Origin of the sequence: Ventrimonas sp., assembly GCF_048380235.1 — a bacterium.
Classification (GTDB): Bacteria; Bacillota; Clostridia; order Lachnospirales; family Lachnospiraceae; genus Brotaphodocola.
Genome location: NZ_DBFCCJ010000064.1, coordinates 1 through 24,952, shown reverse-complemented (window position 1 = coordinate 24,952; position 24,952 = coordinate 1). Strand labels below are relative to the sequence as shown.

Genomic DNA, 24,952 nt, shown 5'->3' with positions numbered 1-24,952 from the left:
CCTTGTTTCTATCGTTTCATTCCTTACTGTGGAATGGAAATTCCTGCCAGGTATCCGGTAGACCAGGCAATCTGCAGATTAAACCCGCCGGTCACCGCGTCAAGATCCAGCACCTCGCCCGCAAAATAAAGTCCTGCCGTCTTTTTTGACTCCATGGTGGACGGATTTACCTCCCGCACGGACACGCCTCCCTGGGTGATGATGGCCTCCTTATAATCCCGCAGTCCCACCAGAGTGATACAGAAATCCTTCACAGCACGCACCAGCTGATGGCGCTCCTCCCTGGTGATCTCGTTCACCTTTTTCTCCGCGGGAATGCCGCTTCTTTCAAGGATAACCGGAACCAGCTTGGCCGGAAGCAGATGGTTTAAGGAATTCTTGTACTGCTTATTCTTAGCCTCCTCAAAATCCCGCAGGATCCTGGCATCCAGCTGTTCCTCGGACAGCGCCGGCTTTAGGTCAATGGAAAGGGTAAGCGGTCCTTTTTTCAGCGTGGAGGCAACATAGCTGCTGGCAGAAAGAAGTACCGGTCCGCTGACTCCGAAATGGGTGAAGAGCATCTCGCCAAACTCCTCATACAATACCTTCTTTCCGTTCCGGATCTGTACGCTGATGTTGCGCAGGGACAGGCCCTGCAAATCCTTACAGACTGCTTCCTTTGCCTCAAAGGGCACCAGGGCCGGGGAAAGCTCGGTAATGGTATGTCCCAGCTCCGTCGCGAAACGGTATCCGTCGCCGGTAGAGCCCGTAGACGGATAGGACAGTCCGCCGGTGGTCACGATCACGGCATCGGCCGGGACCACCTTCTGTCCGCGTTTTAAGCGCACGCCGGACACATGCCCGTCCTCTGCAAGGACCCCGGACACCTCCTCATGAAGCTCCACCTCCACGCCCAGTTCCCGAAGCGCCACCGTCAGCGCGTGGATGACATCGGAGGACTTATCCGAAACCGGGAACACGCGGCCTCCGCGCTCCGTTTTTAACGGGCAGCCATGCTTCTCGATCAGGTCCATGACATCGGTATTGGTAAAGGTGTAAAAGCTGCTGTATAAAAACTTGGCATTGTGGACCACATTCCGGAACAGCTCCTCCGTATCGCAGGCGTTGGTCACATTGCAGCGGCCCTTTCCTGTGATGTAGATTTTCTTACCAAGCTTTTCATTTTTTTCATAGATGCAGACCTTATGGCCCGCACCGGCTGCGGCGATCGCCGCCATCATGCCTGCGGCACCGCCGCCGACGATGATCACATGACTCATACTGATTATTCCTCCGTCTGCAGTCCCAGAGCAATTCTCACGGCACTGCGGTATGTATTCAGTTCTTCAAACTGATAAAAATAGCGTACGCATTCCTGATAGCTTCCGGGGCTGTCCACAGGCATCTCTGCCAGAACGTACATGGCAAACGCATCCGCAAGCTCCGGCAGGGTTTCCTGCGTCCGGGTGATGCTGCTTCCGGGCTCTGCCTCCATGATCCCCCGTGTTCTGGCTTCCAGGCTTTTTACAAGAGCATCATATCCGGCTGCGTAGTGCTCCGGCTCTGCTGCGGCAAGAAGCTGTCCATAGGTCCGCTCCAGCGTTATCAGCGTTCCGGTGCGGTCCCTCATGCCGCCGTCTGCCCGAACGAAATCCGCCGGGTCAATGTGTACTTCCCAGATGTCAGAAGTCTCCGCGTCTTTCACCACCGAAGCCGTGCTGCCGCCTTCGCCGTCTGACTCGAACACCAGCTGTGCGGCCGGGCAGGCTTCCTCCTGCGGGCAGAACATGGTACTGCACAGATCCTTCAGGGACTTTAATTCCGGCGTAAGGGCCTGTTCTCCCTCCGGCTGCGTTCCATCCGGGTTAAAACGCGCGATCGGTTTCAGCTGCGGCGTATAAGCGCAGATTTCAATTTCAAAGCTTTCTTTTCCGGGGATCAGCTCCAGCTGCATTCCCCTCTGCTCATCCAGCCAGACGCAGTCCAGGCCATACGGGCCAAGATTCTTTTTGTGCGGCTCTCCGTACAGCAAGGAAAGCTGCTCCTGCATTTCCTTCGCAGTCAGCCGGTTCCCGCCGGGTATCAGGCTGACCAGATCAAGCTGCTCATCCGTAAAATAGCAGCTGGTCTTAAACGGCTGATCCATGTCAAACCAGTTCATGGAAAACTGATATCTCTCAATGGGACGGTTCTTCGCATCCCGGGTTACCACAGCCATCTTTCCCGGAATACCAAACAAAGCCTGAAGCCGGTCCGGCGATACCCCGAACGGAATTCTCTGTCCCGGATCCTGGGAATAGATAAAATCATTCCAGTTATTCTCAAAATGTGCCTTTGCGCGCATGGACGGGGTATCCAGGCTCATGATCCCGGATACCGACTGACACAACGTATCCACGATCTGCGACAGACACTCCGCGTCCACCGTGTCTACGGTATCGAGCGGCGTCCCAAAATCAAAGCTGTCGAAGCGCTGTCCTACCTGGACAGCCGGGATCCCGTAAGAGGCAAAGATACCATTCTCCTGCCCCGCCTGCTCCGCAAACTCCCACTCCCGTCCGGTGACTCCGCCTGCAGCCTCCCGGATCAGTTCTCCCAGCATGGTCCCTCTGCCATCCTGGGTAGCCAGAACCGTGTCCTGGGTATCAACCGCGCCGCACGGACCAATGGTGATCACGCCGATGAGCCGTTCCCGCTCCCGCTTGCTCAGGCTTTTGGCATACATCCGCGCTCCCAGCGCGTCCCTCTCATGGGCCGACAGACTGACGAAACGGAGCTCCGTATCCGTAGGAAGGCCGGAAAGGAGACGGGCTGTCTCCAGAAATACCGAAACACCGGATGCATTCTTTCCGGCACCCGGACTGTCCGGAAGCGAGTCATGCCAGGTACAGACCAGCAGAATATCCGCATCCGGATCCTCCGCCTCACGCACCGCCGTCACATTGGTGCCGATGATCTCCGCATGCTCCGTCTTCTGGCGGAAGCGCTGACGGCTTACCGCATAACCGTAGTCCTTTAAAAGCTTCTGGATATAGCGGGCAGCACTGTCCTCCTCCCGGCTTCCGGCCGGACGCGCAGAAGCGGAAAGGATGCCCAGCGATTCCTGCAGATAAAAGGAATTTACCTCCTCCACCACCGGGATCTCATCCGGAACCTCCTGCATGGTTCCGCCCTGCCGCTGCGGCAGCACTCTGGTAGACGGACCGGCGCAGCCGGACAACAGCGCAGCAGTCAAAAGCAGCAGGCCCTGTTTCGGGACCTGGCATCTTGTTCTGTTCATGAAACTCCCCTCTTTGTTCTTATCTTTCCTGATTCCCGTAAAACACCGGTCCGCAGGTCAAAACTTAACATCCAGTATAGCACATTTTCTCCCACAACGAAAGAGGGAACCGCGCGCCGGCAAATGTCCTGCGTGAGATTCCCTCATGTTTCGGAGCCGGATCAAATATCCGGCATATCGTTTAGATTGCTGCGGTGATGAAGATGTCGTAAATAGCCTTGATGGCGGTCTCAAAATCAGAATTCTTCACACCAATGATGATGTTGAGTTCACTGGAGCCCTGGTCGATCATCTTTACATTGATGCGGGCATGTGCCAGTGCGGAGAAGATTCTTCCGACTGTACCACGGGTGCCCTTCATACCTCTGCCAACCACTGCGATGAGAGCAAGGTCTGCTTCCAGATCTACCAGATCCGGCTCTACCGCGCGGTGGATACCGGCAATCACAGACTGCTCGTACTCTTCAAATTCGTCCTGGTGTACCATAATGGTCATGGTGTCGATCCCTGACGGCATATGCTCAAAGGAGATTCCGTACTTCTCGAACACACCAAGAACTTTCCTCCCAAACCCAACTTCGGAATTCATCATGGCCTTCTCAATGTTGATCGCGCAAAAGCCCTTTCTTCCGGCAATACCGGTGATGGTGTAGCGCGGCTTTCTGCAGGTGCTCTCTACGATCAGAGTGCCCTTGTCCTCCGGACGGTTGGTGTTGCGGATGTTGATCGGGATACCCTCTTTTCTTACCGGGAAGATAGCGTCCTCATGCAGCACGCCTGCGCCCATGTAAGCCAGCTCGCGGAGCTCCTTGTAGGTGATGGTCTCGATGACCTCCGGATTTTCCACGATGTGCGGGTCGGTAACCAGGAAACCGGAAACATCGGTCCAGTTCTCGTACAGGTCTGCGTGGATCGCGCGGGCCACGATGGAACCGGTCACATCGGAACCGCCGCGGGAGAAGGTCTTGATGCTGCCGTCGTGCTTTGAACCATAGAAGCCCGGGATAACGGCACGATCAACATGCTCCAGACGCTCGGAAAGTTCCTTGTTGGTGAGTTCTGCCTCAAAGTTGCCATGCTCATCAAAGAAAATGACCTCTGCCGCGTCAATGAACTCGTAGCCGAGATAATTTGCCATCACAATGCCGTTTAAGTACTCGCCGCGGGAAGCTGCGTAGTCTTTGCCGATTCCCTTTACGAAATTCTCCTCGATGGTAGCAAACTCATGATCCAGATTTAAGTTCAGCTCCAGGCCGTCAATGATCTCCTGGTAGCGTGCCTTGATCGCCTCCAGGATCTTTTTGTAGGATGCTCCGGCAGATGCAGCCGCATAGCACTCATACAGCATATCCGTAACCTTGGTATCCTTGCTGTTTCTCTTGCCCGGTGCGGACGGGATCACATATCTTCTAGTCTTATCTGCACGGATGATATCTCCGACTTTTTTGAACTGACGGGCACTCGCCAGAGAACTGCCGCCAAACTTCACAACCTTCTTCATATCGCTGTCTCTCCTCATAATGTTCCCGGATCTTTCCGGGGCAGTTATTCCAAATAATACTTTAAATCGCACTTTCTGTCAATACCCGACAAACCGAAAAACGGGGCGCCGCCATCTATGCTGCACCCCGTCAGGATCTATCGCTTATTACTTAAAATACTTCACGCCGCTCTCAAAGATCTTCATATCCTGCTCACCGTAGATGTTCATGGCTACCGCCTCACCGCGGCGCTCAGAATGAGCCATCTTACCCAGGATACGTCCATCCGGGCTGGTAATGCCCTCGATAGCCATATAAGAGCCGTTCGGGTTCCAGAACTCATCCATGGTAGCGTTTCCGTTTTCATCCACGTACTGGGTAGCGATCTGGCCGTTTGCTGCCAGCTTCTTTAACCACTCATCGTTTGCGACGAAACGGCCCTCACCGTGAGATGCCGGATTGCAGTATACGCCGCCAAGCTCAGCGCCGGCAAGCCACGGGGACTTGTTGGTGACAACCTTGGTGTATACCATTTTGGAAATATGGCGTCCGATGGTGTTCATGGCCAGAGTCGGAGACTCAGCGGTCTGCTCACAGATACGTCCCTCCGGAACCAGGCCAAGCTTGATGAGAGCCTGGAAGCCGTTGCAGATACCGAGCATCAGACCGTCACGCTCGTTTAAGAGCTTCTCGATCTCCTCACGGATGACTGCGTTGCGGAATACCGTCGCGAAGAACTTCGCGCTGCCCTCCGGCTCATCGCCGGCAGAGAAGCCGCCCGGGAACATCACGATCTGGGCTTTCGCGATCTCCTTCTTATATTCCTCTACGGAATCACGGATATCCTCCGCGCTTAAGTTCTTAAATACCTTCGTTACAACCTTTGCGCCGGCACGCTCAAAGGCCTTTGTGCTGTCGTACTCACAGTTGGTGCCCGGGAATACCGGAATGAATACAGTCGGCTGTGCCAGCTTGTGGCTGCATACATAGAGCTTGTCTGCCTTAAACAGCTCAGACTTCACCTCAGTCTGCTTTACACCGGAGGTGGTCGGGAATACATTCTCCAGGGTCTTAGTCCAGGAGCCTAAGGCCTCATCCATGGAAATGGATACCGGGCCGTACTCGAAGACTGCCTTGTCGGTCACCTCACCAATCACGGTATAGCGGATGGAAAGCTCACTCACCTTGCCGTCCGGAACCTCGCAGACGATATTGCCCCAGCCTGCGGCAAAGAAATCTCTCGGATCTACGTTATGCTCGATCTTCACGCCAAGCTTGTTGCCAAAGGCCATCTTGCTGACAGCCTCAGCCAGTCCGTGCCCCTCTACCGCATAAGCGGAAAGAATGCGTCCAGCCTTGATATCTGCGTTTAATTTCTCATAGCCATCCATGATCTGCGCGTAATCCGGCAGGTCATACTGGTCTTTTTCGATCTGGAATACAACGATCTTGCTGCCTGGCTTCTTAAACTCCGGAGTGATGATATTCGGATAATGGTCCACATCCACCGCAAAGGAAACCAGAGTCGGCGGAACGTTGATCTCTCCGTGCTTCTCATCGTTGAAGGTACCGGACATGCTGTCCTTGCCGCCGATGGACGGAAGGCCGAAGCCAAGCTGTGCGTTGTAAGCACCAAGCAGGGCTGCAAACGGAGCGCCCCAGCGGGTCGGATCCTCAGTCATGCGCTTGAAGTACTCCTGGAAGGTGAAGCGGATCTTTCTGAAATCACCGCCGCTTGCCACGATCTTCGCTACGGAAGAAAGCACGGCATAAACAGAACCGTGATACGGGCTCCAGCTGGACAGATACGGATCATAGCCGTAGCTCATCATGGTAACGGTATCGGTTTTTCCCTTCAGTACCGGAAGCTTCGCAACCATAGTCTGGGTCTCGGTCAGCTGGTACTTGCCGCCAAACGGCATAAATACGCTGCCTGCGCCGATGGAGCCGTCAAAACGCTCCACCAGACCCTTCTGGGAACATACATTTAAGTCGGATAAGACGTTCAGCCAGGTGGCCTTCACATCTGCTACTTCTTTCTTAACAAACGGATTGCCCTCTTTGACCGGAGTCTCCAAAACAACCTTTGCCTCCTGATGGGCACCGTTGGTGTCCAGGAACGCGCGGCTTACATCTACGATGGTCTTGCCTCTCCAGTTCATGACAAGGCGCGGCTCACTGGTAACCACTGCAACCGGGATAGCCTCCAGGTTTTCCTCGGCAGCAAAGCCCAGGAATTTGTCTACGTCAGACGGATCCAGGACCACAGCCATACGCTCCTGGGACTCGGAGATAGCAATCTCGGTACCGTCCAGGCCGGCATACTTCTTCGGAACCTTGTCCAGATCGATCTGCAGGCCTGCCGCGAGCTCACCGATCGCTACAGAAACACCGCCCGCACCAAAGTCGTTGCACTTTTTAATGATCTCACTGACCTCCGGACGGCGGAACATACGCTGGATCTTGCGCTCAGTCGGAGCATTACCCTTCTGGACCTCTGCACCGCAGACCTCAATGGAAGCCTCGGTATGTACCTTGGAGGAGCCGGTAGCACCGCCAATACCGTCACGGCCGGTACGGCCTCCTAACAGAACGATGATATCGCCCGGGTCAGAATTCAGACGCTTCACGTATTTTCTCGGAGCAGCGCCCATGACAGCACCGATCTCCATACGCTTTGCGACATAATCCGGATGATAGATTTCTTTTACATAGCCGGTGGCAAGACCGATCTGGTTGCCGTAGGAGCTGTAGCCATTTGCCGCGCTGTTGACCAGCTTTCTCTGCGGCAGCTTGCCCTTTAAGGTCTCAGACAGCGGGCGGGTCGGATCTGCAGCACCGGTCACGCGCATAGCCTGGTATACATAGGTACGGCCGGAAAGCGGGTCACGGATAGCGCCGCCCAGACAGGTTGCGGCACCACCGAAAGGCTCAATCTCAGTCGGGTGGTTGTGGGTCTCGTTCTTGAAGTTAACCAGCCACTCCTCGGTCACGCCGTCAATCTCAACCGGAACTACAATACTGCAGGCATTGATCTCGTCAGATACCTCCAGATCCTCAAGCTTGCCCTCTGCACGCAGCTTCTTCATGGCAAGCAGTGCCAGATCCATCAGGCAGACAAATTTGTCATCACGGCCCTTGTAGAGCACCTCGCGGTCAGCCAGGTAATTTTTATAGGTAGCCTCGATCGGAGCCTTGTAATCTCCGTCGGTGATGGTCACGTCCTTTAATTCCGTGGAGAAGGTGGTGTGACGGCAGTGATCAGACCAGTAGGTATCCAGCACCCGGATCTCGGTCACGGTCGGGTCACGATGTTCCTCCCCTGCATAGTATTTCTGGATATGCTCAAAGTCACGGAAGGTCATAGCCAGGTTTAAGGAATCGTAAAGCTCCTTTAACTGCGCAGTATCAAAATCAGTAAAGCCCTCGAAGGAAGCTACATCTGCCGGGGTCTCAAATACCGTCACCAGAGTCTGCGGCTTCCTGCTTCCTGCCTCACGGGAATCGACCGGGTTGATGCAGAATGCCTTGATGGCAGCAGTCTGCTCCTCAGTCAGCTTACCGGAAAGCACATAGGTGGTCGCAGTTCTGATGACCGGCTCCTCGGTCTCCTTTAACAGCTTCACGCACTGCTCTGCGGAGTCTGCTCTCTGGTCGAACTGGCCTGGCAGGTACTCTACGGAAAATACGGTATCGCCCTCTTCCTTCGGGAAGTCCTCTTCATATACATAGTCTACCGGCGGCTCGGAAAAAATGGTAACGAGCGCCTGCTTATAGGTCTCCTCAGACAGATTTTCAATATCGTAGCGGATCAATACACGGACCCCTGTCACGGTGTCTATGCTCAGATAGCTGCCGATCTCCTCGCGAAGTTCTCCGGCCTTTACGGCAAACTCCGGTTTTTTCTCTACATACACGCGTTTTACACTCATGTGGTTCCTCCTGTACTGTATTTCTCCTTTTTTGTTTGCGATTCATAACAGAGACTGATAAATCTCATTCAAATAAATAATACCACAAGATATATTATAAATAAAATTAATATATCTTATGGCATTTATCATTGTAGCTAATCAATTATATCCTGTAAGACTACACTTCCGCATCCGGGCTGACACTCATGGCGTCCAGGGTCAGCTTCATGATGTCCCTGATCTCATCCTCGGTCATCTTCATCTTTTCCGCAAGCTCCGCTACCGTAGCCTCCCGTCCAAGCTCCTCGGCCATGCGCTTTGAAACCTCTTTTAAGACATTCACGCGGGCAAGCATCTCCTCTTCCACCTTAGTCTCAAGTCCCTGCTCCTCAAGGGCTGCCCGGATCATCTCATCCGCAAGGGCTTTGACCTGGCTTTTGAAATCGCCCTCCCGGTACTGGTCGGCCGCCATGATCAGCGCCATGTTCGCCTCCTGCACCAGATCTCCCATCGGAAGGCCCTGGTCCGCGTAAGCCTTTGCAGTCTCCGCGATAAACGGAAGATAGCCCTCCATCAGACGAGTGCGGACCGTGGTGTCTCCACTCTTAAGCTTTTCTAAAAGCAGGCTTTCCTCCTCTGTGTCCATAGGACGGATGGCTGCGATCTCATCTAAATATAACTGGTATACATCATCATGCATTGCCCGACATCTCCTTTTGTCTGATAAACTTTTTGCGAAACAATTCCTCCGGCAGCGGACGGCTGAAATAATATCCCTGAATGCGGTCCGGCTCCAGCATAAGTATCCGCTCCAGCTCTTCTTGGGTCTCAATCCCTTCAATACATACATAGATCCCAAGACGCTTAGACATCTGGATCATCTGGGCCAACAGATTGAACTCATAGGAATCAGCCAGAGCCTTCCGGGTGAAGGACCGGTCAATCTTAAGTCCATTCGGTGTCAGGTCTCCCAGACAGTGGAAGTTGGAATATCTGGTTCCGAAATCATCCAGAAGCACCTTCACGCCAAGAGCCTTTAAGCCCTGCCATACCTTCCGGAAATGCCCGCCCGGATCCAGATAGCCGCTCTCTGTCAGCTCCACGCCCATGCACTCTGCCGGAAGCCCGGATTCTTCCAGCGCCTCCCGGACCTCCCGAAGTACATTGGCCTTTGCCACCTGAACATAAGATACATTCACCTGTACCCGCATACCAGGGCAATCCTTCTGCCATTTTTTGCAATCCGCAGCTGCTTTGTGGAGCAGCCACCGTCCTGCCGGAATAATGAGTCCGCTCTCCTCCAGGATCGGAATGAATTCCGCCGGTGAAACCATCCTCTGCTCCTTCTCACTGCTGTCATGTGGACTGACTGCCTCAGCCGGAATGTAAAAGCGCATCAGTGCCTCAGCTGAGACCAGGTGATGCTCCGGGGCATTCATCACCGGCTGATAATAAACCTCAAAACCCTCATAGCCGTTGTTCACCGCATATAAAAGCTGCTTTGCCAGCCTCTGGCGACGCCTCCAGGCCTCATAATCGTGCTCCGCGAACACATATGACTCATTCTTTCCGGCCCGTTTTGCCTGATTCAGGGCAAACTCCAGATATTTGAGGAGCTGGTCATAATCATTAGCACGGCCCCCTGTCCCGATGATCCCGGCCGATACCGTAAACAATATCTGATACTGGTGGGCTTCCACCCAGCTGCTGATTTCCGTGCGGATCCGTTCATAAAGCTGCTTTGCATCCCGGATGCTCCGCCCGCTTAAGTCCGCAATGATGAACTGGTCCGAAACCAGCCGGAACAGCCTCTGCTCCGGCTCCATGACCCTCTGGATGCAATCTGCAGTTTCCTTTAACAGGTAATCTCCGAAATTCATGCCAAAGCTGCTGTTTACCACACCCAGATCATCCATTCCCAGACGCATGACAAAGCCGTCCGGAAGAAAAGCCGGAAACTCCTGGGCATACTGCCAGAGTCCGCCTGCACCCAGAAGGCCGCTGACATTATCTGCCTTCTGCTTTTTGCCGATCTCATTGATGCATCCGATCAGATACCTGGGGGAGCCATCCTGCTCATAAAGCACCAGACCCCTGCAGTTAATCCAGACCGGATCTCCATGCCGGTCCAGCCAGCGGTAATCCATGTTGTGGTCACTCTTCTCACCGGACCGGATCCGGTCCAGATCTTCCCACAAAGCCGGCAGATCCTCCGGATATACAAACTGCCGGTGCAGTTCCCGAGAGTTAAAAAAATGATCTGCAGGCAGCCGGAAACGCTGTACCGCCGTGGAAGCTATAAGGAAAGAATCCTCCTTCAGATCCAGCACATAGGGATAATCATCCATGGTCGGGCTGAACAGCTGAAGGATATATTCGATAGTTTTCTTTGATATGCCGCGTATTACTTTTCTCATTCGATCTCAGCCTTTTCTTAATCTTGCGGATAGGTCAGCCTGCTGTCATCTATGTTGTCCATTACCTCCCGCAGGAAACGGTCTGCAAGCCATTTTGCCATGGAAAGGTTCATATCGAGGTAATTGCCGCAGTCCCTTGCGCTGGCTCCCGGCACCTCGCCCTCAAAATCACGGATGAACGCAAACATTTCCCGCATAAGCGGAACGATGTCGCAGGACTGGTAATCGCCGGTCAGCAGAAGATAAAAGCCGGTGCGGCAGCCCATTGGGCCAAAATAGATCACGCGGTCCTTAATTCCGTCGTGATTGCGCAGAAACGTAGCTGCCAGATGCTCTATTGTATGAATCTCCGCGGTATTCATGACCGGTTCAAAATTGGGTCTGGTCATGCGAATATCAAAGGTCGTGATGATGCCATCCCCGGCCTTGTCCTTTCTGGACACATAAATTCCCGGAAGAAGTTTTAAATGATTGATGGTAAAACTTGTGATTTTTTCCATGATGCAATCTCCTTATGCATGTTCTCAGCGCAGATCCTCCATGCCCGCAGATAAAAACGCAATATCTGCCACACACAGAGGCGCATATGTATTGTAATAAAAACCGGCCGTAAAATCAACAAAAATCCCGATGCTGTTTCCTGATTTTTTTTACACGGGACGGAAGCTTTCGCAGCCTCCAGAGACACCAGCCCACCAGCGCTCCCGCCGTATTCGTGACCACATCATCCAGCTGACAATACCCCCGATGGGTAAGCAGCTGGATCCATTCCAGAAGCACTGAGCTTGCAAATGCCGTCAGCACACAGACCCAGGGCCGTTCCAGCTTCCGAAAGCAGGCAGGCGCCAGGATTCCGAAAGGCAGGTACATCAGGATATTTTCGATAAAATATGCACGGCTGACTGCCGAGCGGCCCCAGGTCTCAAACAGGGTAAGGTCCAGGGAATAGCGGCTGCCCGGCTCCCGGGAAAAAAGAGCCGTCTGCAGCAAAACCAGCAGATACACCAGCAAAAGGACCCGGCACAGACCATTTGCTGAAATCTGAAACCGGATCCTCCATCCTGTCACCCTCCGGATCCCCAGGAAAAATCCCGCTGCCAGCACGCCCGCAGCGAAAATAAGCAGTAAATAGGAAACCGGCTCAAAGAAATCTATGATAATACAACGCAAAACATCAAAAAACATTCTATTCTCCAATCGAAGCACAAACTCTCATGCTCTATCTGCCGGAGTCCGCATGACCTCTTAAGATTTCTCCGGCCAGTGCGCTCAGGCCCTTTGCCACATCCACAACCCTCTCTTCATCCTGCTGCCTGTATGCTTCCTCCAGCTGACTTCTCATTTTTTTCCGTTTTTCCTGAATCATCGTCATATTTTCCATGACCGAACACCTCACAAAATTTATGATAATATGCTGAAATTGTAACAGCGCAGGCCTGTATTCTCAACTGAAAAGGCATAATTATGCAGATGAATGACGATATTTTAATTGCGTCATTTATTGCTTCGAGCATTTTAAGTTATAATATAGGGATGCCCAATCTTCTCTTTTACCTTGTCCGGCACATCGATCAGTCCGAACCGATAGAACATCCCGTAGATGTAAGTCACTCCCCGGATATCCCCCAGCGCTTTCGGGCGGTCTACCACCTCTCCCACCTTTTTCATATTCCGTAGTGCCAGCAGCACCGAACTCCACGCCAGGCTTTTACTGTTCTCCCGGCGGTCGATCCACAGCTCTTTTGTGTATTGTCCATTCCGACCCTTCCGTATTTCATAGGTAAAGGGTAAGCCGGAATAGGTTGTAAAACGCACACCCGAATACAGCAAGACCGTCTCCCACAGGTGCTCCTCTGTTGGCTCTGATCTCAGTTTTCTTATTGCTCTGTATCTCCGCTGCCGCTCTGCTCCAACACTAATCTTCTCTTTTTCTGCTGTACTCGAAAAGTACACGCCTTTCTGATATGGTAGGTACGAGGTAACAGAAGCTTTAGAAAGATTCATAATATTTGCGGTTGAGCGGATTGCTTCTTTATAGTTCTGTGTTTCTCGATACTCCTCAAAGGTATCCTGTACCTTCTCCGCTGCTTCCGATTGATAGACACCGGCCGTAATGAGCAGCTTTCTTACTTTGATTGGATTCAGAGTTAGCACATCTGCAATGGCTCGGAGGGAGCAGTCCTTCTCATAAAGCGCCACAGCCGCATCCATCTGTTCTTTCAGATTCTCCCCGGCATCATACTCCGGCTTTTGTTTTTTTCGGCCGCCGCCAGGCTTTCTGGCTTTATATGTTCTTTTCTCTCCCATAGCTCACAGCACCAGTTCATACAATTTGAACGTCATCTCTCCGACCACATCATAATAAAGGGTCTTGGTATGAATATATCGAAAGCCCAGTTTCTGATACAGCCTTTCGGCCGTTGTGTTGTTCTCGATCACATCAAGTCGCAATGCCATCTTGCCAGCTTTTCTTTCCTGTTCAATCACATTCTCTACTAATCTCCGCGCCAGTCCTTTTCCACGATGATCCGGATGAACTGCCAAAACATGAAGAACAATTATATCATCCGAATCAACCTGCCACGGAGCATCTGCATACCCTTCGACCTTTTCATCGTTTGCTATGACACACGCTGCGATTTCCTCACCATCTGCCAGCACATACAGGTCTCCCTTATCGATGCTGTCCAGTATCATCTCATCAGATGGGTGGATTCCTTTCTTCCAATGTGGAAATGACGGGTCATCCTGGTCTTGGTCGATCAAGTTCCAGTACAGGGATCTTATTTTGTAAAAATCTACTTTTTCTGCCTTACGGAATATCATTTTGTCCACCCCTTTACTCATGCAGCTCCAACGGCAGTCCATCCGGATCATGGAAGAAAGTCATCTTCTTGCCGGTGTAATCGTCAACCCGAATCGGCTCACATTCAATTCCCACCTCCGCCAGCTCATTCACTGTCTGTTCCACGCTATCCACGCAGAACGCAAGGTGACGCAGACCACAGGCCTCCGGGCGGTTCACACGCTTCGGAGGATTTTCCTCAGCGAAAATCTCCAGTTCTGTGTATTCATTGACACGAAGATCCAGCTTCCAGTCCTTTCGCTCCGGACGGTAGTTTTCTCTAATGACAGAGAATCCCAACTTGTTTACATAGAAATCCTTAGCTGCTTCATAGTCAGATACAATGATTGCAATATGATGTATTTTGGATAAGTTCATTTTGTGTCACACTCCATTTCTTTTATTTTTGTTCTTCTTTTATTTTCGTTATAAACTATACGGCAACCTTCAAAAAACACCGTGTGAACTCCTGGAGTTCAGTTTGTCCACACGGTCGATTTTATTTCAGTTTTTCGAGGATTTCATCCGCACTCATGCCGCTTGCCAGCAGCTTCTTCAGCACTGCTTCGGCTTCAGCCTTCTTACGTTCTCTCACCTCTATTTCAGTTTATTTTCCCTTCATTTTTTCTCACACTGTGAACATCCTCTCCCAGTACATCATAAGTCTGCAAATAAATCAGCGTTATACACACCCGCCTCCAGCATTTTCCGGAAGCTTTCCTTCACCAGTGCCACATCCTCTTTATAGGTCATGCCGTACCAGGTGTCGTTGGTCGGAAGGACTTTTACGGAGATCTCGCCCTTTTCCAGCAGTTCTCCGATATAGATTGGAATCAGGTATTCGGATTTCAGCGGATTCTCCGGAACAGTTTTCTCAAAGAACTCCTCAAAGCCCTGCTCCAGCTGTTTTAAAAAGTCCGGTGTCAGTCCCCACATATTCATGGAAACCAGAGAATTGCAGTCAAGCACTTTTCCGTCTGCCTCCGCGCCGTCCGCAGTCTTTACAATGTTCTTGGTCTCATCGACCTCGGTCAGGTTATTGTCTGCATCCATCTTGCAGACACCACGGGTCACGCCGCCGTGATCGGAAAGGGTATTCTTCAGCACAAAGCCTGCCATACAGGAGGTTCCGCCCTGTACCAGATATTCATGAATAATGCGGAAGCCCTCTTTTCCGTAGTAATCGTCTGCGTTGATGACAACGAACGGAGTATCCAGCAGATTTTTCGCTGCCAGGATTGCCTGACCGGTTCCCCACGGTTTGGTTCTGCCTTCCGGAAGTTCTCCCGGAATATCGTGAATATCCTGGAATGCGTAATCTACGGTTACCTGATGTGCCGCACAGACTGCCGCAATACGGTCTCCGATCACCTCACGGAACTCCTGCTCAATGTCCCTGCGGATAATAAATACCACGCGGTTAAAGCCCGCCTCGATCGCATCATGGACAGAGTAGTCCATGATGATGTGACCGCTTGCGTCGACCGGCTCTAACTGTTTGATGCCGCCGCCGAAGCGGGAGACGATTCCTGCAGCCATAATCAATAATGTCGTATCCATAATCATTTCCCCTTTTGTATTTTTTAATCGTTTATCGTTTCCGGTTCAACAACCTGATTGACCGAGGTATTGCCCCAGGTAACAATCTCACCATTTGAAGCAACTTTCCACTCGCTATCTCCGCCGTCTTTTACTTTTCTGTTTCGAACTTGTCCAAAATGCCGGAACTCGCAACATCAAACAGATTGCGCGCAGTTGCAGTCTGGACATCAGCGAGACATCCCGCATTAAAGATATGTTGGGTTTACTTTCGCTCTATTTTGATAAACCACTGATCCTTATCAATCGCCAGCTGGACAAACAGACAAAGCAGATGGTGTGCGGCTATGCACTCGGACATTATCTGGAGCATCAGCTTCTTATGGACTTGCATACTCTGAACAAATTTCTGACCATTAAGGATAAGCACATCCTTCTTTATGAGCATAACGCTTTCACATCCCACCTGATGCTGGACAGTGATGAAGTCTATCAAATGACGAAACGTGGGCTGGACGCTGCGCAAATTGCTGTAGCTAAGCGGATTCACCTCAATCTGGTGATGGTGAAACTTCTTGAGTTGCATCATCTGGGATACGATCTAAGGCACTATCACGCCCAGCACCACGCGTTTATCAAACAGTTCAACCTTCCTGCACATTTTCAGTTTGATGTTGCCGCCGGATGAACTTATGTTCTTATAACCCTAAAACCCGTAATGAACGGCGCGTTACGCCTGTCCATCACGGGTTTTTCGTGTTATTTCAGTTTTTCGAGGATTTCATCAGCACTCATGCCTTCAGCAAGCAGCTTTTTCAGAACAGATTCTGCCTCTGCTTTCTTTGCTTCCTCTGCAGCCTTAGCATCTGCCTTTGCTTTCTTTTCTTCCAGAGTGGCCACTTCTTATTCGGCCTTCCTCAAAGCAGCCTTTTTTGCTTTCAAATCAGCCTTCAAAGTGTCAATGTTGGCGGTGATGGATGCAATCTCGGCTGTGAGTGCTTCCTTCGCGGACTGCTTTTCCGCAATCTGCGTTGCAAAATCAGCAGTCACAGTTTTGGGCTTATTCTTGCTACCTTTGGTTCTGGGCATAGGTGATAACCTCTTTCCTGTTATGATGGTTTAATTATATCACTGTGGGATAATAAATGAAATATATAATATCGTCCATAATGATAGCACCTATTTGTTTTTCTACATTTATTCGTTATCACATCTCTGCCGATCACAGATCGTTGCCTGCTACTCACCACGAAGAGGTGTGTGATTATCCGAGCAGCATCGGGAGCCACCGCTCCCAATATTCCACATAATTCTATTCTTTTACAGACGCTTTTTTTTCTTCGTAATTCCGTAGTACATTAAACCGCCAATCATTCCACCGACTGTGTTATAGAACAAATCAGACAGTTGGAATGTACCGAGCCTTAAAAACAGCTGTAGCACCTCAATGCTTATCGAAAAAATGAACGCTACCTTTCCGCTATACCACAGTATCTTCTTCCAGCTACTGCTCACTTTCTCTTGAAATGTCCATATAACCATGCTGGTGAACGGCACCATCATGATCACGTTCTCAATGCACTCAGTTGTAAGTTTCTGCTCACCGTTCATGGTCTCCCAGATGCCCCAGCCACCCATGACATTTGACAGAGGATTTAGCCACAGGTTCCGATTCAGTAGCGTTCGGAACAAGATCATCGATGTCACGAAAACTAGTAAGAACATCTTCCGAAAGAACACGCTCTCTTTAAATTTCTGATACCAAGTCACTATGGCGCTCTTCCATCCTTTGCCTGCTGCGGTAGGCTCATACGCATACAGATAGAAAAACATGGCCAAAAAGGAAAGAAGAAGCGAAAAGCCAAACGGCTCATATAGCACAGTCATGATGTTTGTGAGGATCTTCCCGAATAAATCAATAGTTTCTTTCATCATTGTTTAGAAATCACTGAACAGGTCAGCCTTGTACACGCCGTTTTCCAGCATCTTCTTGAAGCTGTCCTTTACGGCTGCGACATCCTCATGATATGTCATACCATACCAAGTGTCATTGGTTCTCAGAACCTTTACGGACATTTTTCCCTGTTCCAACAGTTCACCGATGAAGATAGGAATCAAATACTCCGCCTTCAGAGGATTGCCCGGAACCTCTTTCTCGAAGAATTTTTTGAAACCTTCCTCCAGCACATCCAAGAACTCTGGAGTCAGGCCCCACATATTCATGGATACCAGAGAATTCACATCCACAGCCATGCCGTCTGCTTCTGCCCCAGTTGCAGTTTTTACAATATTCTTGGTTTCCACAACCTCGGTCAGGTTGTTCTGCTCATCCATCTTGCAGATGCCACGAGTCACGCCACCGTTATCAGACAGCGTGTTCTTCAGCACAAAACCCGCCATGCAGGACTTTCCGCCATTCACCAGATACTCATGGACGGCCTTGAAGCCTTCCTTGCCATAGTAATCATCTGCATTGATCACAATGAACGGTGTATCAAGAACCTTCTTTGCAGCAAGCACAGCCTGACCGGTTCCCCAAGGTTTTGTACGACCTTCCGGCAGAGTACCCGGAATATCGTTAATATCCTGGAAAGCATAGTCAACAGTTACATTATGAGAAGAGCAAATGGAGGCAATGCGATCACCGATGACCTCTTTGAATTCCTTTTCGATATCCTTGCGGATAATAAATACTACATGATTGAAACCTGCCTCGATTGCATCATGGATCGAGTAGTCCATGATAATATGTCCAGCATCATCCACCGGCTCTAACTGCTTGATTCCTGTTCCGAAGCGACTGCCAATACCGGCTGCCATAATAAGTAATGTTGTTTTCATCTCTCTTTTTCCTCCAGGTTTTTTCATATTTCTCTGTTAATAAAAGCTCGATAGTCTAACAATGCTTGACGCTTTGCGCCCTCAATACATCCAAATACATTTTTACGCAATCATATATTTTTTTACGAATACTATCAATTCCCATACAAGTCAAACTTAGCAGAGTAGCATACAAAAGAATAAAAAACAATTTCCAACAAACACCTATTGATTCTAAAAAACATAATGGTAAAAAAAAAACAATCAATTCAAATCGTCCACTCGTTGTTACGTCAACTTTGTTCTTAAGCCCAAGTCCATGCACTATTCCATGATGAGTAACAATCAAAACCATTAGAAATATTTTAAAGCAATCAACATTTCTGTTTCTTGCCCCCCAGAGTTAATTGTATGAGACATCATTATGTATTCCTTTCATTATGCCTACAATATGTTCATTATAATAACATCGATAATAACCTTATTCTCGATTTTCTCACCGTAAATTCATCAATCAAACATTCATGCAAAAACCATATTAGAATCATACTTGTTTTTTCACAATTCTGCATATCTTCTTTTTTATTAATTGCATAATTCCAACGGCTTGCACTGAAAGTTTCGCACAAGTATAATTATGTTTTGCTATAGCATTGATTCCTATTCTATCTGCTAGTCCTAAGTAGCAACTATACTCCTGATAACAGACACAGTTTGATTTAACTTTTTCATAAAGAGAGGAGGTTCGTTCTTTTTCTCTTATCATATGCTGAAAAATTGTATAATTCCATCCAAGATATTGTATCGCTAAATTTTTCACCACATCTTTTGGTAGCAGTGACGCATCATCCAGCATCAATTCATAAGATACTAACGCCCCACTCATTTTTTCAAGAGATGAATTCCTTGTTGCACTTGTAGTAAGAATTCTATAATGATACATTGGCAAATCGCAGTAGCAAACTCTGTTTACAGATTTTAGAACCTCCCACGAAAAAATGGAATCCTCACACATTACAATATCTTCACGGAACAAACGATTTCCAATTACTTCCCTTTTCCAAACCTTGTTCCAAAGATATCCTTCTACTGACTTTTCATTACGTGTTACGCTTTCATATATCGCACTTTTCCCTATAAAGACAATCGGGTCTGGTATTATTTTATGCAATCCAATAATTTTACCTCTATCAAGATTGTACTCCTTTACATAAGAACACGCTGATACATCTGAGTTTGTCATGTCAAGATTCTTGATTAGCAACTCAGACATATCTTGATCAAATAAATCATCCGCATCCATAAAAGCAATCAAATTTCCTTTTGCGTTAGCTATTCCGGCATTTCTTGCTGCTGAGCAGCCTTTATTATTCTGGTGGATTACTTTTACTCTTTTATCAACACTGCAATATTTATCACATATTTCACCGGATGAATCGGTTGAGCCATCATCGACTAAAATCAATTCAATATTTTTATAGCTTTGTCCTAAAATCGAATCAATACAGTCGTTTATAAACTTTTCAACGTTATAAACAGGGACAATAACACTCAATAATTGCATATCTCATTCCTCCCACATCATTATTTGATTTGCTTTAAGCTGCCCAAAAGGTATTGCTCTTAGAACAACTTTTTTCTCTTTCTCCACAGCATATTTTGCTGTTTGACCCAGAGTTTTCATCTTATTCGAATCATAATATTTTATTCCTATACGATTCTTACGAAAAACTCTCCGATACCACTGACACCATCCAATCCAAAATGGCGAAAGCTCGAAGTGATGCCAAATTCACCGAAGCCAAATTGAAAAAGGTCAATGAACAGATTCGTTATTTAGGACAGTATCTTTCTACAAAATCAGTCTATGGTGATTTTTTGAAATCCGGCAATAAGAAATCTGTCCGTCAGGCTCATGCAGAGGATATTGCCAAATATGAAGAAGCCATCCACATTCTAAAGCAGCACTCCCCAGATGGAAAGTTCCCTACCATGAAAGACCTCCGGGCTGAAAAGGAGCAGCTTACCATTCAGAAAGATGCGCAGTATGACACATACCACTATTTCAAAGATTACCACAGGGAACTCCAGACTGTATGCGCCAATGTTGACAGCATTCTTGGTAATGCGCAAATTCAGCAGCGAGAACAGCAACATACTCGCAAACACGAGCCTTCTCTCTAATCAGTCTTTCTAAACCGGACACAAGCAAAAACAGCCAGCGTATCATGTGGTACATTCCACACAACACGCTGGCTATTTCTTACACACTATGTATAATATTGGCCATATTCTTTGCACAGAGTTTTCCATTATCATCTTGTGCAATCACATAAATTTTCTCACCATGCTCTTGAAGATGTTCCTGTGTATTCCAAACTTCTACTAATATAGATTTTATATCAGATAGCAAAACTCCCGCGATCGCAAAAATCCCAATTTTGTACCGATAGCAGTGCATCATACAGGTTATCGTATGAAAATCCTTTTGAATGCCACTTTTCTTATTTATTGTCTTCAATTCAACCACACAGAAATTTTCACCCATCTTACCTTGCTGATGAATCACAAAATCAGGGTTAAATGGTTCTTTAATAATCTTGTGTCCACTTTTATCTATCTCACCATTTATAGTAAACTCACTTCCGAATTTCTGCTCTTGTATCAATCTCATTTGATGATAAAGCTCATAGGCATAAACTCTTTCCCTTCTTTTTATTTCCTTGTGTCCCACATAATCCACTGCTATTTTAACATTTAAGTATTCGTCATCAACATTATTCATAGCTTGAAGAACAAACTCTACGCAGCTTTTTGCATTCATTGCAACAACACCCTTTTAACAAGAAGTAGCTCATCCCTGCTTTATAACGATGCCATTTTTAATCTGTGCTTTTCAAATTTTCCTGTTCAAAAAGAATCCGAAGATTGCTATGGCGATTCAGTGAATTAGTTCCCTCTCGAATAAACGTCCATGTCTGTGTATAGCCTCCGGGAACAGCCACTTCCTCAGACTCTATGAAGGCAACGAAATCCATTGGGTTCTCTTCATACCTGTCTGCAAAAGCATCGGCCAGTTCTACTTTTTGATCGTCTGTCAGTTCAGTTGCCACATTATGCAGAACGTGTTCCATATTTCTTGAGAAATAGTAAATTGAATAAGGGATACTCGACTTCATTTTTCCAGTAGAGCACAAAGAAGCCACTACACTGCTTTTCTTTTGATTCCGTTCCTGAATATACTTGACCTCGCCCGTTTCAATGTGATCCTCAAAATACTGAATGCCTTTTTCCGTTCTGGTCTTTACCAAATTGTCAGGAATAAACGCACCGTCCGTATCTATCAAATGAACAATCTGCAAAATATCGCTTTCTTTATATGCGTACTTCTTCATCTCCGCTGCAATTCGCTTTGCTACATAACTTTTCGCATTATTTGCAGTAATCGCATCTTCCGTTGTAATATCTCCATGAATCACATGGAAATGAACTTCTGCAGATGAAAAAATTTGTTTTAGCACAGAACTAAGTGCATCCTCGTCGGTCGGGCCTTCCACAATAACGAAGATAACTTTCTTAGCTTTCGACATGAGCTTCCACCGCCTTTCCTGCACGACGGAAGGCGCGACCAATCGCCACACTATCCGTTTCTTCGTACATTTCTTCTTTCTGGCCTCCTAGCGTCAGACTGCGCAAATACAGGTCACGAAGATTATTGTTGGTCTGCACATTCTGCAGGCGGATATATCGGTTGCAGGGATTTGTCGTCGAGAATAGGATGCTCTTCTTTCCAAGCATCTCCAATGCCCTCAGATTGTGTGAGGTAAAAATCAGTTGTCCCTTTCCTCCATCAGAAAAAACCGCTAGTAATTCTCCGAGAAGATACTCAAACACCCCGGAATCCAATTCATCGATTACCAGACACATAGATGGATTGTTATAAACGCAAATCAGAACATTTAAGAAAGAAACAATTTTTACGATACCCTCTGATTCATATTTAAGCGGAATGGAAATATCTCCGCGTTTAGACAATAATTCAATTTTATACCCAGTATCTCCATTGTCCAACAGCTGCTCTCCGAAGTTATGAACCTCTACTTCCATGCCTGGGATAACATTTTTCAGTACAATGTTCATACCATCAATAATTGTCTGCGCAAGCTGAAACTGTCTTTTGGTAACAACGGACGGTTCGTCAATCCGTATGGGCAAATCTCCCGTTGTAATATGCTCTCCATCCCTCAGATAAAATGCAACAGGCAGTACCAGATTCATACTGATTGGGCCAGAGTGTTCGTTGTTGATCACGAACAAATTCACCAGAGCATACTTTTGTAATATTGCAAAAAGACCGCTGTATTCTCCCATTACATCTTCTTTGCACTGAGAAAACACCCGGTATCCCTCTTCTCCGAAAATAAAAGACTGATGGGATTTGATCGAGATTGCCTGTGCAACATTCAGGGCAACCCGCACCTTCTTATCATTTGCAACCAGCTTCTTATAACGATACTCTGGTGCAAACGTAACATCCTCATTATCATACTGATAATCAATCAAGGTGGATTCAACAGCACGGATGCTCTCTTTTCTCGGAACAACCGTCATGCGTTCATGTGAAATCACAAATCCATCCGCATCTTTTTTTAAAGCCACACTGTAGTTTACAGTTTCTTTCTGTACTTCCTCAGCTACAGAAAAGCTCACATCAATTTCACACTCTTCTTCGCCTTGCGCAATGTACTCTTTCGCATCAGCAGGGAGTTTTTCTCCGCTCAAAAGTGTTTTTACAAAGCGAAGAGCCTCAACAACAGATGTCTTTCCTGATCCGTTCTGTCCATACAGACCCAAAACATCCGCCTTTTCTGAAAACAGTTCTTTTCCACTGTATGCAGGCATTTCAACAATGCCCTTTTTCACATTTTTAAAATTGTTCAGCACAATTTTATTGATTCGCACGATGTTATGTTTCATTGAAACCCCTCCCTTTCTATTTCATTATATCATCTCGTGTGTTTTTGTCAATAGAAAAGTACATTCGATACATTTTTATCGTTTTTATTCGTTCTATTTTTTCTTTTGCTTTACAAATATCTTGTACATTTAGCTTGATGTCTATTCATTCTAAAGTAAAAAGGTGGCCCCTTTTTGGAGCCACCTCTTTGAAAACACTTATTGTTAGTTTTTTCGGCTTCTTTCCTGTTCCTGCTGCGGCGCATTGTCTTTTTGTCGCCGCTCAGCCTGCTTAATATGCAGCCGATCAAGCACCGACCACCTGCCGCCAATGCGCCGGGGCTTTTTCGGTACATTGTTGACGCAGCCATCTATCATATTGTAGTTTTGCTCTGTGCCGGATTCTTTGGCGCGTTCCGCTGTACCGTTTTCAAAGAACTTCTGATGGTGCAGCAGTTCAGGCTTTGGGCCCTGCAGGAAAGCACGCATCTTTCTGGTAGCTTCTCCATCGAAACCTAAAGCTGTCTGCGTCACAAAGGCTCCACTCTCGTGAAGAATAATGCTCGGCGGCGAATTTTTTGTTTGTTCACTTCTCATCTGAACAAACCGCTGACCATCGACCTCTACTTCATCCGATACCATCCATGTGCCTTTTTGTCCTGCCACCTGATAGCCGCCCTCATCAAGAATCAGGTATGTGCCACTCTGGGGCTTTGGGAAAAAGCCGTTGAATCTCACCAGCCTATCCTTATCAACATAGAAAAAAGAGGTTTTGCCTGCCTCAGTCAATCCAATCACATCACTGACCCCAAATTTTCTAATTTTGAATTTGTCCGGGTTAATGCTTTCCATCTTTTCACGAATCGCTTCCGCGCCCATTCCTCGCGTAGCCGTACCAGAATAGCCCGTGCCATAATTGTCTGCGGTTATCATAAAGCCATGCTGAATCTGGTATTCATAGCTGCGGCAGCGATACTCACGATTTTTCTCGGAATTGTCGATCTGGTAAATCACAAATATATCTGAACTCATTTTCCTGCATCATCCTCCGGCCTATGCCATTCCAGTTCCAAACCCTTGAACTGCTGCTCATTCAACCGCTGCATCTTCGGGATGGTCTGCTGGACAAGCGCAGACATCTCTGCATCCTCTGCTACAAGCGGCTGAACTTCCAGCAACACCTGAATCGTATCTTTGAGTGTCGGCTGCTCAAACATCGCCATCAGCATCAATTCCAGTTCATCAAAATGCACATTGCTCATAACTCAATATCTCCCCTCTTTTTGCTTTTCTGCGGTTTAGGCTGATTCTGTGCAGGCTGCTCCTGTTTCTTGGCTTTCAGACTGCGCAGGGCATCCAGAACAGACTTTTTCGTACTGCCGCGTTCCTGCTCTTTACTCTGCTGCCGTGCCGCCATCAGCTTTTCCATATCAGAGATAGCCTGCTGCACCAGCTTATCATCCCTGAAGTAGTTGATGGAATTGATGTTCTCGCGCTGCACTTTATCGTTCACGACCAGCTCATACATTCCAACAAAGCCACCATCTTCCTCGATGCAGAATCCAATGCACTTGTCAGCATTCATCCGTTCGGACGGAATCTTGTCATAGGCTTCCAAGGCTTCTTCCATGGTCAGATGGTCGTGAAACTCTCCCGCAAACGTAAACTCCAAACACTCCGCAACATAAAAGCTGAGCGTTTCTTCCGGCGCAGGTCTTTCT

Annotated in this window: 25 protein-coding genes and 1 pseudogene; 2 read left to right on the top strand and 24 right to left on the bottom strand. The window is 48.2% G+C overall.

Going from position 1 to position 24,952, the window contains the following annotated elements; translation table 11 throughout:
• Positions 1–23 precede the first annotated feature (23 nt).
• From ACMP1L_RS10340 to ACMP1L_RS10280, 13 genes are all read right to left on the bottom strand, one after another.
• Positions 24–1,259 carry a BaiN/RdsA family NAD(P)/FAD-dependent oxidoreductase gene (locus tag ACMP1L_RS10340; RefSeq protein ID WP_418452971.1) on the bottom strand — a complete coding sequence of 412 codons (1,236 nt, stop codon included), beginning with the start codon at positions 1,257–1,259 and terminating at the stop codon, positions 24–26.
• A 5-nt stretch (positions 1,260–1,264) separates the two neighbouring features.
• Positions 1,265–3,259: a M28 family peptidase gene (locus ACMP1L_RS10335; protein ID WP_418452970.1), complete on the bottom strand. Its 1,995-nt coding sequence runs from the start codon at positions 3,257–3,259 to the stop codon at positions 1,265–1,267.
• A 181-nt stretch (positions 3,260–3,440) separates the two neighbouring features.
• Positions 3,441–4,760, bottom strand: a complete 1,320-nt coding sequence (locus ACMP1L_RS10330; RefSeq protein WP_418452969.1) for an aspartate kinase — start codon at positions 4,758–4,760, stop codon at positions 3,441–3,443.
• 147 nt (positions 4,761–4,907) lie between these two features.
• Positions 4,908–8,672 carry a phosphoribosylformylglycinamidine synthase gene (locus ACMP1L_RS10325; protein WP_418452968.1) on the bottom strand — a complete coding sequence of 1,255 codons (3,765 nt, stop codon included), beginning with the start codon at positions 8,670–8,672 and terminating at the stop codon, positions 4,908–4,910.
• A gap of 160 nt (positions 8,673–8,832) precedes the next feature.
• Entirely contained in the window at positions 8,833–9,354 is a 522-nt protein-coding gene (locus tag ACMP1L_RS10320; protein WP_118731600.1) for a sigma-70 domain-containing protein, read from the bottom strand.
• Positions 9,347–11,071: an EAL domain-containing protein gene (locus ACMP1L_RS10315; RefSeq protein WP_418452967.1), complete on the bottom strand. Its 1,725-nt coding sequence runs from the start codon at positions 11,069–11,071 to the stop codon at positions 9,347–9,349. Before ACMP1L_RS10315 ends, ACMP1L_RS10320 begins: the two co-directional genes overlap by 8 nt.
• A 17-nt stretch (positions 11,072–11,088) precedes the next feature.
• Positions 11,089–11,571 carry an S-ribosylhomocysteine lyase gene (locus tag ACMP1L_RS10310; protein ID WP_418452966.1) on the bottom strand — a complete coding sequence of 161 codons (483 nt, stop codon included), beginning with the start codon at positions 11,569–11,571 and terminating at the stop codon, positions 11,089–11,091.
• A gap of 115 nt (positions 11,572–11,686) precedes the next feature.
• On the bottom strand, positions 11,687–12,256 hold the full coding sequence (locus ACMP1L_RS10305) for a VanZ family protein (protein ID WP_418452965.1): 570 nt from the start codon (positions 12,254–12,256) through the stop codon (positions 11,687–11,689).
• 34 nt (positions 12,257–12,290) lie between these two features.
• Positions 12,291–12,452 (bottom strand): hypothetical protein, encoded by a 162-nt coding sequence (locus ACMP1L_RS10300; RefSeq protein WP_207665284.1) that lies wholly within the window; start codon positions 12,450–12,452, stop codon positions 12,291–12,293.
• 134 nt (positions 12,453–12,586) lie between these two features.
• Positions 12,587–13,378 carry a hypothetical protein gene (locus ACMP1L_RS10295; RefSeq protein ID WP_418452964.1) on the bottom strand — a complete coding sequence of 264 codons (792 nt, stop codon included), beginning with the start codon at positions 13,376–13,378 and terminating at the stop codon, positions 12,587–12,589.
• Positions 13,379–13,381: 3 nt separating this feature from the next.
• On the bottom strand, positions 13,382–13,897 hold the full coding sequence (locus tag ACMP1L_RS10290; RefSeq protein WP_418452963.1) for a GNAT family N-acetyltransferase: 516 nt from the start codon (positions 13,895–13,897) through the stop codon (positions 13,382–13,384).
• A 13-nt stretch (positions 13,898–13,910) separates the two neighbouring features.
• Complete coding sequence (gene gloA2, locus ACMP1L_RS10285; protein ID WP_118509634.1) at positions 13,911–14,294, bottom strand: SMU1112c/YaeR family gloxylase I-like metalloprotein; 384 nt, start codon at positions 14,292–14,294, stop codon at positions 13,911–13,913.
• 279 nt (positions 14,295–14,573) lie between these two features.
• Entirely contained in the window at positions 14,574–15,476 is a 903-nt protein-coding gene (locus ACMP1L_RS10280) for a nucleotidyltransferase family protein (protein WP_418452962.1), read from the bottom strand.
• 94 nt (positions 15,477–15,570) lie between these two features.
• Here ACMP1L_RS10280 and ACMP1L_RS10275 point away from each other — a divergent pair, with 94 nt between their 5' ends.
• Positions 15,571–16,143 carry an ImmA/IrrE family metallo-endopeptidase gene (locus tag ACMP1L_RS10275; RefSeq protein WP_418452961.1) on the top strand — a complete coding sequence of 191 codons (573 nt, stop codon included), beginning with the start codon at positions 15,571–15,573 and terminating at the stop codon, positions 16,141–16,143.
• A gap of 71 nt (positions 16,144–16,214) precedes the next feature.
• On the opposite strand, the gene ACMP1L_RS14085 is transcribed toward ACMP1L_RS10275, so the two are convergent.
• The 5 genes from ACMP1L_RS14085 to ACMP1L_RS10255 all read right to left on the bottom strand — a co-directional run bounded on the left by ACMP1L_RS14085 (position 16,215) and on the right by ACMP1L_RS10255 (position 19,839).
• Positions 16,215–16,355, bottom strand: a complete 141-nt coding sequence (locus ACMP1L_RS14085) for a hypothetical protein (RefSeq protein ID WP_475544541.1) — start codon at positions 16,353–16,355, stop codon at positions 16,215–16,217.
• A gap of 3 nt (positions 16,356–16,358) precedes the next feature.
• Complete coding sequence (locus ACMP1L_RS14080) at positions 16,359–16,544, bottom strand: hypothetical protein (RefSeq protein WP_475544540.1); 186 nt, start codon at positions 16,542–16,544, stop codon at positions 16,359–16,361.
• A 231-nt stretch (positions 16,545–16,775) separates the two neighbouring features.
• The gene (locus tag ACMP1L_RS10265; protein ID WP_418452960.1) at positions 16,776–17,390 is read right to left on the bottom strand and encodes a VanZ family protein; all 615 of its coding nucleotides are present in this window, start codon (positions 17,388–17,390) and stop codon (positions 16,776–16,778) included.
• Positions 17,391–17,393: 3 nt separating this feature from the next.
• Entirely contained in the window at positions 17,394–18,296 is a 903-nt protein-coding gene (locus ACMP1L_RS10260; protein ID WP_418452959.1) for a sugar phosphate nucleotidyltransferase, read from the bottom strand.
• Between the two features lie 523 nt (positions 18,297–18,819).
• Positions 18,820–19,839, bottom strand: coding sequence for a glycosyltransferase family 2 protein (locus ACMP1L_RS10255; RefSeq protein WP_418452958.1), 1,020 nt, complete (start codon positions 19,837–19,839; stop codon positions 18,820–18,822).
• 53 nt (positions 19,840–19,892) lie between these two features.
• Between ACMP1L_RS10255 and ACMP1L_RS10250 the strand changes: the two genes are divergently transcribed.
• Positions 19,893–20,459, top strand: a complete 567-nt coding sequence (locus ACMP1L_RS10250; RefSeq protein WP_418452957.1) for a hypothetical protein — start codon at positions 19,893–19,895, stop codon at positions 20,457–20,459.
• Positions 20,460–20,538: 79 nt separating this feature from the next.
• Here the strand turns inward: ACMP1L_RS10250 and ACMP1L_RS10245 are convergent, their stop codons facing one another.
• From ACMP1L_RS10245 to ACMP1L_RS10220, 6 genes and pseudogenes are all read right to left on the bottom strand, one after another.
• Positions 20,539–21,099: a hypothetical protein gene (locus tag ACMP1L_RS10245; RefSeq protein ID WP_418452956.1), complete on the bottom strand. Its 561-nt coding sequence runs from the start codon at positions 21,097–21,099 to the stop codon at positions 20,539–20,541.
• 58 nt (positions 21,100–21,157) lie between these two features.
• On the bottom strand, positions 21,158–21,865 hold the full coding sequence (locus tag ACMP1L_RS10240) for a hypothetical protein (protein WP_418452955.1): 708 nt from the start codon (positions 21,863–21,865) through the stop codon (positions 21,158–21,160).
• Positions 21,852–23,252, bottom strand: coding sequence for an AAA family ATPase (locus tag ACMP1L_RS10235; protein WP_418452954.1), 1,401 nt, complete (start codon positions 23,250–23,252; stop codon positions 21,852–21,854). Before ACMP1L_RS10235 ends, ACMP1L_RS10240 begins: the two co-directional genes overlap by 14 nt.
• 204 nt (positions 23,253–23,456) lie before the next feature.
• Positions 23,457–24,263: a YodL domain-containing protein gene (locus ACMP1L_RS10230; protein WP_418452953.1), complete on the bottom strand. Its 807-nt coding sequence runs from the start codon at positions 24,261–24,263 to the stop codon at positions 23,457–23,459.
• Positions 24,260–24,493: a transposon-transfer assisting family protein gene (locus ACMP1L_RS10225; RefSeq protein WP_418452952.1), complete on the bottom strand. Its 234-nt coding sequence runs from the start codon at positions 24,491–24,493 to the stop codon at positions 24,260–24,262. Before ACMP1L_RS10225 ends, ACMP1L_RS10230 begins: the two co-directional genes overlap by 4 nt.
• A pseudogene (locus tag ACMP1L_RS10220) lies at positions 24,490–24,952 on the bottom strand (DUF3849 domain-containing protein); the annotation flags it as partial. The pseudogene ACMP1L_RS10220 and the gene ACMP1L_RS10225, both read right to left, overlap by 4 nt.

What these genes read in the sequence shown, in the direction of transcription:
- ACMP1L_RS10340 (WP_418452971.1), bottom strand. Translation starts at nt 1,259, where the DNA reads ATGAGTCATGTGATCATCGTCGGCGGCGGTGCCGCAGGCATGATGGCG.
- ACMP1L_RS10335 (WP_418452970.1), bottom strand. Translation starts at nt 3,259, where the DNA reads ATGAACAGAACAAGATGCCAGGTCCCGAAACAGGGCCTGCTGCTTTTG.
- ACMP1L_RS10330 (WP_418452969.1), bottom strand. Translation starts at nt 4,760, where the DNA reads ATGAAGAAGGTTGTGAAGTTTGGCGGCAGTTCTCTGGCGAGTGCCCGT.
- ACMP1L_RS10325 (WP_418452968.1), bottom strand. Translation starts at nt 8,672, where the DNA reads ATGAGTGTAAAACGCGTGTATGTAGAGAAAAAACCGGAGTTTGCCGTA.
- ACMP1L_RS10320 (WP_118731600.1), bottom strand. Translation starts at nt 9,354, where the DNA reads ATGCATGATGATGTATACCAGTTATATTTAGATGAGATCGCAGCCATC.
- ACMP1L_RS10315 (WP_418452967.1), bottom strand. Translation starts at nt 11,071, where the DNA reads ATGAGAAAAGTAATACGCGGCATATCAAAGAAAACTATCGAATATATC.
- ACMP1L_RS10310 (WP_418452966.1), bottom strand. Translation starts at nt 11,571, where the DNA reads ATGGAAAAAATCACAAGTTTTACCATCAATCATTTAAAACTTCTTCCG.
- ACMP1L_RS10305 (WP_418452965.1), bottom strand. Translation starts at nt 12,256, where the DNA reads ATGTTTTTTGATGTTTTGCGTTGTATTATCATAGATTTCTTTGAGCCG.
- ACMP1L_RS10300 (WP_207665284.1), bottom strand. Translation starts at nt 12,452, where the DNA reads ATGGAAAATATGACGATGATTCAGGAAAAACGGAAAAAAATGAGAAGT.
- ACMP1L_RS10295 (WP_418452964.1), bottom strand. Translation starts at nt 13,378, where the DNA reads ATGGGAGAGAAAAGAACATATAAAGCCAGAAAGCCTGGCGGCGGCCGA.
- ACMP1L_RS10290 (WP_418452963.1), bottom strand. Translation starts at nt 13,897, where the DNA reads ATGATATTCCGTAAGGCAGAAAAAGTAGATTTTTACAAAATAAGATCC.
- gloA2 (WP_118509634.1), bottom strand. Translation starts at nt 14,294, where the DNA reads ATGAACTTATCCAAAATACATCATATTGCAATCATTGTATCTGACTAT.
- ACMP1L_RS10280 (WP_418452962.1), bottom strand. Translation starts at nt 15,476, where the DNA reads ATGGATACGACATTATTGATTATGGCTGCAGGAATCGTCTCCCGCTTC.
- ACMP1L_RS14080 (WP_475544540.1), bottom strand. Translation starts at nt 16,544, where the DNA reads ATGCCCAGAACCAAAGGTAGCAAGAATAAGCCCAAAACTGTGACTGCT.
- ACMP1L_RS10265 (WP_418452960.1), bottom strand. Translation starts at nt 17,390, where the DNA reads ATGATGAAAGAAACTATTGATTTATTCGGGAAGATCCTCACAAACATC.
- ACMP1L_RS10260 (WP_418452959.1), bottom strand. Translation starts at nt 18,296, where the DNA reads ATGAAAACAACATTACTTATTATGGCAGCCGGTATTGGCAGTCGCTTC.
- ACMP1L_RS10255 (WP_418452958.1), bottom strand. Translation starts at nt 19,839, where the DNA reads ATGCAATTATTGAGTGTTATTGTCCCTGTTTATAACGTTGAAAAGTTT.
- ACMP1L_RS10245 (WP_418452956.1), bottom strand. Translation starts at nt 21,099, where the DNA reads ATGAATGCAAAAAGCTGCGTAGAGTTTGTTCTTCAAGCTATGAATAAT.
- ACMP1L_RS10240 (WP_418452955.1), bottom strand. Translation starts at nt 21,865, where the DNA reads ATGTCGAAAGCTAAGAAAGTTATCTTCGTTATTGTGGAAGGCCCGACC.
- ACMP1L_RS10235 (WP_418452954.1), bottom strand. Translation starts at nt 23,252, where the DNA reads ATGAAACATAACATCGTGCGAATCAATAAAATTGTGCTGAACAATTTT.
- ACMP1L_RS10230 (WP_418452953.1), bottom strand. Translation starts at nt 24,263, where the DNA reads ATGAGTTCAGATATATTTGTGATTTACCAGATCGACAATTCCGAGAAA.
- ACMP1L_RS10225 (WP_418452952.1), bottom strand. Translation starts at nt 24,493, where the DNA reads ATGAGCAATGTGCATTTTGATGAACTGGAATTGATGCTGATGGCGATG.